Origin of the sequence: Mesorhizobium sp. M7A.F.Ca.US.005.03.2.1 (assembly GCF_003997795.1) — a bacterium.
Taxonomy (GTDB): Bacteria; Pseudomonadota; Alphaproteobacteria; order Rhizobiales; family Rhizobiaceae; genus Mesorhizobium; species Mesorhizobium ciceri.
Map to the genome: position 1 here is coordinate 1 of NZ_RZRP01000224.1, position 7,873 is coordinate 7,873.

Below are 7,873 nucleotides of genomic sequence, written 5' to 3' on the forward strand. Positions count from 1 at the left end.
GCTCGGCGTTGCGCGGACCACGCTTTGATCGGGGGCGCTGCGCTGGAGCAAGCGCAACCTCTTTTCAAGTTCCACGGCCCGTTCCTGCGCGGCGGCGGCGCAATCGCCGAGAACGCCGCGCTGATGCTCGACCGTGGACAGCCGCGCCTGCAGGTCCTGCTGTACAAGCATCTGCGCAGATAGTTTGCCGGTCAGTCGTTCGTTGTGGAGCTGATAGTCCGCGACCTTGGAACGAAGCAGCATGGCGGCCTGTTGCAAGCTGGCGAGCCGCGATGCAACGTCCTCACGCGCCTGCTCGGCGGCTTGCCTGGCCATGGTCTCGTCGCGGAGTTGCCCCGACACGCGCGCCAGGTTCCGTCCCAGGCGCTCGACCTCGACATTCGCTTCGAGGAACCGTGTTGCGCGCTGGCCGGCATGCCTATCCGCCTGCGCAATGGTCTGCCGTGCCCTGTTGAGTTGGACCTCCAGGTCGGCGATGGTCTTGCTTGCGATCGATAGCTCGCGCGATTTTCGCCCAAGCTCTTTCGAGGTGCGATCCTGCAAGCGTTGCAGCTTCGCCACCTCTTCCTGCAAGTCCCATTTGTCCGTATCGGGAGCGTCGGCATCGTGCGTTTGCGCATCGAACCTGGCCACATAGTCCTCAACCAACGACCACGCCAAGTCGTCATCGTTGGACAAGAGCGAGGAGCCGCGCATGGCGTGGGCCTGACTCGAGCCCGTCCGGGCCGAAGTCGAGCCGAGGGAGGCGGCCAGCGTGTCTGACTGGGCCAATCCGGTCACGGGCTCCTCTTCGAAGAGAGGCAAAGCTTGATGCGTGGCGGCTCGGATGCTTCGAATCAGTTCTTCGAAGTCTTCGTCGGCCCTTCGGACAACGGCGCTGTCGTTCGCACTGATGTGCCGGGCGCCGTTGGCCTCATGATTCAGCGACATTTTTCTCTCATCGCGGACTGAATCACTAGACTATCGTGCATCAAGCACAAGAATGCGAGTAGATCTTGCCGGGTTTCACCGGAAAATTGCTGCAAGAAATCTCGTTTTTTTGAAGCGGAAGTCGATCTTAGCGCTTGCCTCTTGGGCAATCGAAGTAAAGTCCCGGCCACCTCTGTGTCAAATATTGCAGCGAAAATGTGCCATCCTTCCAGAACCGCACCCTTGCCTTTTCTCAGCGCCGCCCCAACAAGCTCTTCATGCGGTTGCGCAGCAGGCGGGCCATGTTGCGGGTTTCGCGGTAGAGGTGCAGTTGCGAGGCGGCCTGGCGGGTGAGGCGGTCGGCGTCCGGCGTCAGGCCGATCACCAGCGTGCCCATCGGCTTGCGCTCGGCCCATAGCCGGCTCATCACCGGATGGTCGGGCACGGCGCAGGAATCGGTCATCATGATGTTGGGATCGTCGAGATGCTGCCTGGTCACCTCGATCATCAGCAAGGTGCCCGGCGAATAGCTGGCCAGCGTCTCGTCATAGGCGGTCTTCCAGGTGTAGGCGATGCCGGCTTCGACGAAGACGATCAGGCAGGCAATGGTGCGGCCGTCGAGCGTCAGCGAATGGATGCGGCACATGTCCTGCTCGGCCAGCCGGTGCACGGCCTCGCGGGCGAAGGCGGCGCGGAAACGGTCGATCGCCATGGCGGTGCGTTCCCGGCCCTTCCAGCCGGCCGCCTCCAGCGTCAGGAAGTTCTCGATGGCGTGGCGGATGTCTTCGGGGCCGCGCGCCACGACATGCTCCAGCCTGCCGAGGTCGCCGAGGCGCCGCTTCAGCCGCCGGAACTCGCGATAATGGTGCGAACGCAGCGAGGCCTTCAGATAGTCATCGCCGTCGCGCTCGCTTTCCAGCGCCGGGCGCAGGGTCTGGCCGGTGGTGACCAGCATCAGGCCGCGCGTCTCGGCCACGGTGGCAAACAGGCTCGCCACCGGGCCATCGAGCCGGACATCGGGCAGGACGAACACTTTCGGCAGCTTGAGATGCGGGCGCGACAGCATCGAGAAGAAATCCTCGACGACGCCCACCGGGTCGTCGCGGTCGACCAGCGGCGTGCCGAGCGGACCGAACGGGCTCGACCATGTGCGCATCACCGGCACGCCGAGCGGCACCACCGGCCGTTCCACCGAGAACGGCACCAGAAGGCGCAGCCGGTTGCGGTATTCGTCGCCGTCGCGGATGACCGCCAGCCGCACCTCGCGATCCTCCAGCCGCGGCATGGCGGGCGCAAGGAAACGCGGGTTGAAGAACACGTTGGGCTCGACCGTGCGGGCGCAGAGATAATCCAGTTCCTCGACCAGGTCGAAGCCGGCGGATGCCGGGTAGATGGCGAGCTTGCGCTCGGGCCGGTTGTTGGCGAGAATCTCGATATGGGCGGGGTCGGCGTCACGGGTCAGCCCGGCAAGGCCCGACACCATGGCGCCGGCGGTGCCGCCGCTGGTTTCCTCAAGCAACGGGATGGCAGCCATCACGCGGCTCCTTTCGCAGGCACGAAGATAAGCATGACGATGCCGAGCTTGCGCCACACCGTGAAGGACAGCGCGCCGGCTTCGAAGATCATGGCAAAGGCGGTGGCCATGGCCGCGCCCCACAGGCCGAACATCGGGATCAGCATCACGTTGAGGGCGATGTTGAAGGCCAGCGTCATGGCATAGACGGCGGCGCAGATGTTCTGGTTGCCGCTCATCGTCAGCAGGCTTTCGCAGGGGCCGACGGCGGCGCGCGCCGCGACGCCGAAGACGAGCAGGAACAGCAAGGGATAGCCGCTGCTGAATTCCGGGCCGAACAGCACCAGCATCGGCTCGCCGAGCGCCAGCACAAGCAGCGCCATCAACAGCGAAGGCCAGAACGTCCACGACACCGTCTCGCGGGCAAAGGCGGCGAGCCTTTGCGGGTCGCCATGGGTGAACTGGGCGTAGCGCTGGGCAACGCCGGCCTTGACGGCGAAGTAGACGAAATGCACCAGCGCCAGCGTCTTCACCGTGGCGAAATAGACGGCGACGTCATTGGGGTCCATATAGGCGCCGACCATCAGCACGTCGGCATTGGTCAGCAGGAAGAAGAAGCTCTCGACCAGGAAGATCGGCAGCGAGACGATGAACCATTGCGCGAAATGGACCTTCATCGGCCCGGCCGGAATCTGCCGTTCCATGCGCTGGGTGACACCGATAAGCTGGCCGAGCGTTGTGGCGTAGGTGGCGGCGATCGAAGCAAAGATTGCGGTCCTGGCATCGGGTGCGTAGCCCGCCAACAGCATCAGCGCCATGAACAGCAGGATCAGCACCGGTCGCACCAGATAGGTCGGCGACAGGGCAAACAGCGCCCAGCTGTTGGCGCGTGCCAGGCCCGACAGGAGGTCGGACATGGCGATCATCGGCAGGCAGATGACGCCGAGGATGAACGGGATCACATAGTAGCTCTCGATCCAGGGTGCCGCCAGCCAGACGCCGAGCGCGCCGAGCCCGGCAATCAGCGTCGAGGCGATCAGCACGAACAGACGGCTGGCCAGCACGATGCCGCGCAACTCGTCCATCAAGCCGCGCTCGCGGTATTCGGGAATGTAGCGGATGACGGAGGTGTGGAAGCCCAGGCAGGCGAGATTGCCGACGATGACCATCGTCACCCAGACTAAGACGAAGATGCCGTACTCGAACGAGCCCATCCAGCGTGCCATCAGCACCTGGCTGACGAAGGCAATGACGGCGCTGACGATGCGGACCGAGAAGGCGATGACCGACATGCGGCTGGCCTCGCCGCGCTCGTCGGCGGTGAACAGCACGGCATCGATGCGGCCAAGCAACGGCCCCATGCGCAGCGCCCAACGCTGCGGCAAGAACCGCCCGGCAGTCGTGGCCGCGGAAAAGCGCACCCCGATTTCTCTCCGTTTTCCGCTTCTTTTTCAGGCGTTGGTGTAGCGGAGACACATTAAGAAACGGTTGGGTGAGAAGTTCCTTCGCCCCGTCCCTATACGGGGAGAACGTGCCGGCAGGCGGGTGAGGGGCGGCGCAGGCGTTTGAGGTTGCGCCGCTGTTTCATCATCGCCGAGGCGCGCAGCACGGAGACGTTGCCGATCAGGATAGCACCCGGCTTTATCGCAAGATCGTGCCTCAGATGGTGCCTTGGCTGCCAGAGGATGAGGCCGCGCAGCTGAAGTTCGAGTTCGAGGCGGCTTAGTCGGCGGGACATCGCCCCCCTCTGGCCTGCCGGCCATCTCCCCCTCAGGTGGGGAGATTGGCTAATCGCGAACGTCGGCACTCCAGCCCTTCGCTATCGCTCCGGGCGTTCGTCGTTCGAAAAGCCAAGCAATTGGCTTTTCGTCCGTTACGCGGACCACGCCTCACCCCCGTGAACGGGGAGAAGGAAAAGCGCCCCTTACGCAAACGCCCCGTGGCAGTGCTTGTACTTCTTTCCCGATCCGCAGGGGCAGGCTTCGTTGCGGCCGACTTTGCCCCAGGTGGCCTGGTTGTCGGGGTCGCGGTCTTCGGGGGCGACGATTGCGGTTGTCTCCGGGCGGACCAGGAGGGCGGTTTCGCCGCCTTCGAAGTCGTTTTCGCCGGTGGTGCCGTCGATATGGGTGCCGAACATGTCGGGGGCTTCCGGAGGCGGCGCTTCGGCGGCCTGACGGACCAGTTCGACGCGCATCAGCTGCGCGGTGACGGCCTGGCGCAGATTGCCAAGCATGGCCTGGAAGAGTTCGAACGCCTCGCCCTTGTACTCCTGCAGCGGATCGCGCTGGGCGTAGCCGCGGAAGCCGACGACCGAACGCAGATGGTCGAGATTGACGATGTGCTCGCGCCACAGATGGTCGAGCGTCTGCAGCACTACCGAGCGCTCGACGTAATTCATCACCTCGGGGCCAAAACGCTCGGCGCGCTCCTTGGCGGCGGCTTCGGCGGCCTGCGCGATGCGCTCGCGGATGTCGTCCTCGGCGATGCCCTCTTCCTTGGCCCAGTCCTCGACCGGCAGGTCGAGGTTCAGGAACTCGGCGATCTCGGCCTTCAGTCCGGCAACGTTCCACTGCTCGGCATAGGCGTTTTCGGGAATGGCCTTGGCGACGATCTCGTCGATGACGCCTTCGCGCATCTCGGCGATCGTTTCGGAGAGGCCTTCGCCGTCCATCAGTTCGATGCGCTGCTCGAACACCACCTTGCGCTGGTCGTTGGAGACGTCGTCATATTTCAACAGGTTCTTGCGGATGTCGAAGTTGCGCGCCTCGACCTTCTTCTGCGCCTTTTCCAGCGCCTTGTTGATCCACGGATGGATGATCGCCTCGTCTTCCTTGAGGCCGAGCTTCTGCAGCATGCCGTCCATGCGCTCGGAGCCGAAGATGCGCATCAGATCGTCTTGCAGGGACAGGAAGAATTTCGAGCGGCCGGGGTCGCCCTGGCGACCGTAGCGGCCACGCAGCTGGTTGTCGATGCGCCGCGATTCGTGGCGTTCGGTGGCCAGCACATAGAGGCCGCCGGCGGCCAATGCCTTTTCCTTCAGCCGCTCAATGTCGGCAATGATTTCCTTTTCCCGCGCCTCGCGTTCGGGGCCGGCCGGCATGTCGCCCAGCTCTTCCTCGATCCGCATCTCGGCATTGCCGCCGAGCTTGATGTCGGTGCCGCGGCCGGCCATGTTGGTGGCGATGGTGATGGCGCCGGGCTTGCCGGCCTGGGCGACGATCGCCGCCTCGCGCTCGTGATGGCGGGCGTTCAGCACTTCGAAATCGGTAAAACCTTCCTTGCGCAGGCGCTCGGCCAGCTGCTCGGACTTTTCGATGGAGGTGGTGCCGACCAGCGTCGGCTGGCCCTTGGCGCTGGCTTCGCGGATCTCCCTGACGATCGCCTTGTATTTCTCCTCGACCGTCCGGTAGACCTCGTCGTCCTCGTCGATGCGGATCACCGGCAGATTGGTCGGGATCTCGGTGACTTCGAGGCCGTAGATGTTGCCGAATTCCTCGGCCTCGGTCAGCGCCGTGCCGGTCATGCCGGACAGCTTCTTGTAGAGGCGGAAATAGTTCTGGAAGGTGACGGAGGCGAGCGTCTGGTTCTCCGGCTGGATCGCCACATGCTCCTTGGCTTCGAGCGCCTGGTGCAGGCCTTCCGAATAGCGGCGGCCCGGCATCATGCGGCCGGTGAACTCGTCGATGATGACGATCTCGCCGTTGCGGACGATATAGTCCTTGTCCTTCTGGAACAGCCGGTGCGCCTTCAGCGCGTTGTTGACGTGGTGGACGATGGCGACGTTCTCGACGTCGTAGAGCGACTCGCCCTTGAGCAGGCCGGCGTCGCGCAAAAGGTTCTCGAGCTTCTCGGTGCCTTCCTCGGTGAAGATCGAGGTCTTCTGCTTCTCGTCGATCTCATAATCCTGCGGCTGCAGCTGGATGATGAAGGTGTCGATGGTGTTGTACATTTCCGAACGGTCCTCGAGCGGACCGGAAATGATCAACGGCGTGCGTGCCTCGTCGACCAGGATGGAATCGACTTCGTCGACGATCGCGTAATTGTGACCGCGCTGCACCATCTGGGCGCGCTCGTATTTCATGTTGTCGCGCAGATAGTCGAAGCCGAGCTCGTTGTTGGTGGCGTAGGTGACATCGGCGGCGTAGGCGGCGCTGCGCTCCTCGTCGGACAGGCCGTGGACGATGACGCCGACCGAGAGGCCGAGGAATTTGTAGACGCGGCCCATCCATTCGGAGTCGCGGGTGGCCAGATAGTCGTTGACGGTGACGACGTGGACGCCCTTGCCGGCAAGCGCGTTGAGGTAGACCGGCAGCGTCGCGACCAGGGTCTTGCCCTCGCCAGTGCGCATCTCGGCAATGCCGCCATTGTGCAGCACCATGCCGCCGATCAGCTGGACATCGAAGGGGCGCATGCCGAGCACGCGGCGCGCGGCCTCGCGGGCGGTGGCGAAGGCCGGCACCAACAGATCGTCGAGCGTGGCGCCGTTGGCGATGTCCTGGCGGAATTTCGCGGTGCGGCCGACCAATTCCTCATCGGAAAGCGCCCGCATCTCGTTTTCCATGGCGTTGATCGCCTCGACACGGGGCCGGGTCGATTTGACCCGACGGTCGTTGGAGGAACCGAAAACCTTACGGGCGAGACCGCCGAGACTGACCATCCAATGGTCCTTTCGATAGAATTCTCAATCTTGAGATGAGCGCCGGGCGGCCCCATCAATTCCACGTGAACGTGGACAAACACAAAAAGCGCCCGGAAAACGGTTCTGGACGCAAAGTCGTTGGACAGATAAGAGGGGGCTCAACTGATGTCAACGCCGCGCTGGCCCTGCTGGCTGCGCCAAATTCCGCCACAATCTGGCCGATCTGGAAGCACCCCTCTTAACAATCCCCACCGGAGTCCCCCTATGTCCCTGTTGTTTCGCCGCGCGTCGCTCGCCAGCCTTGGCTTGGCCGTCGGCCTGTCGGCCCTTTCGCTCTCGCCTGTGACGGCGCAGCAAACCGCTCCCGCTCCGGCGGATGCAGCAGCGCCAGCCGCGGCACCGGTCGATCCCAATAAGGTTATCGCCACGGTCAACGGTCAGCCCCTGACCGAAGCAGATCTGGTGCTTGCCGAAGGGGAATTGTCGCAGCAGTTTGCACAATTGCCGCCCGAGCAGCGCCGTGCCGCCGCCCTTTCGGCTGCCATCGAGATCCGCGTCATGGCCGCCCAGGCGGTCACCACAGGGCTCGACAAGGATCCCGACTTCCAGCGCCGCATGGCCTTCCTGCAGCAGCGCGCGCTGCACGGCGAGATGGTCGAGAAGGGTGTCGTCGACAAGGTCACCGACGCCGAGGTCCGCGCCCGCTACGACCAGGAAATCGCCAACACGCCGCCCACCAACGAGCTGCATGCCCGTCACATCCTCGTGAAGACGAAGGAAGAGGCCGAGGCGATCATCAAGCAGCTCGACGG

At 64.0% G+C, this 7,873-nt stretch carries 6 protein-coding genes; 1 reads left to right on the forward strand and 5 read right to left on the reverse strand.

Translation table 11 applies throughout. The annotated features are described in order from the left end of the window. The 5 genes from EN991_RS14635 to secA all read right to left on the reverse strand — a co-directional run. Nucleotides 1–930, reverse strand: a 930-nt coding sequence (locus EN991_RS14635; RefSeq protein ID WP_164769065.1) for a hypothetical protein, incomplete at its 3' end; no start/stop codon positions are given. A gap of 232 nt (nt 931–1,162) precedes the next feature. Continuing rightward, nucleotides 1,163–2,443, reverse strand: coding sequence for a GNAT family N-acetyltransferase (locus EN991_RS14640; protein ID WP_013529437.1), 1,281 nt, complete (start codon nt 2,441–2,443; stop codon nt 1,163–1,165). Continuing rightward, nucleotides 2,443–3,843, reverse strand: a complete 1,401-nt coding sequence (locus EN991_RS14645) for a lipopolysaccharide biosynthesis protein (RefSeq protein WP_013529438.1) — start codon at nt 3,841–3,843, stop codon at nt 2,443–2,445. Before EN991_RS14645 ends, EN991_RS14640 begins: the two co-directional genes overlap by 1 nt. A 95-nt stretch (nt 3,844–3,938) precedes the next feature. Continuing rightward, nucleotides 3,939–4,160 (reverse strand): hypothetical protein, encoded by a 222-nt coding sequence (locus EN991_RS14650; RefSeq protein WP_127369018.1) that lies wholly within the window; start codon nt 4,158–4,160, stop codon nt 3,939–3,941. Nucleotides 4,161–4,346: 186 nt separating this feature from the next. Then, complete coding sequence (secA, locus tag EN991_RS14655) at nt 4,347–7,079, reverse strand: preprotein translocase subunit SecA (RefSeq protein WP_127369019.1); 2,733 nt, start codon at nt 7,077–7,079, stop codon at nt 4,347–4,349. A 246-nt stretch (nt 7,080–7,325) separates the two neighbouring features. Between secA and EN991_RS14660 the strand changes: the two genes are divergently transcribed. Beyond that, a partial coding sequence (locus EN991_RS14660) for a peptidylprolyl isomerase (protein ID WP_164769067.1) occupies nt 7,326–7,873 on the forward strand: 548 nt, incomplete at its 3' end.

Bases quoted from the DNA above. Each gene is read 5' to 3' on its own strand.
- EN991_RS14640 (WP_013529437.1), bottom strand. From the start codon at position 2,443: ATGGCTGCCATCCCGTTGCTTGAGGAAACCAGCGGCGGCACCGCCGGC.
- EN991_RS14650 (WP_127369018.1), bottom strand. From the start codon at position 4,160: ATGTCCCGCCGACTAAGCCGCCTCGAACTCGAACTTCAGCTGCGCGGC.
- secA (WP_127369019.1), bottom strand. From the start codon at position 7,079: ATGGTCAGTCTCGGCGGTCTCGCCCGTAAGGTTTTCGGTTCCTCCAAC.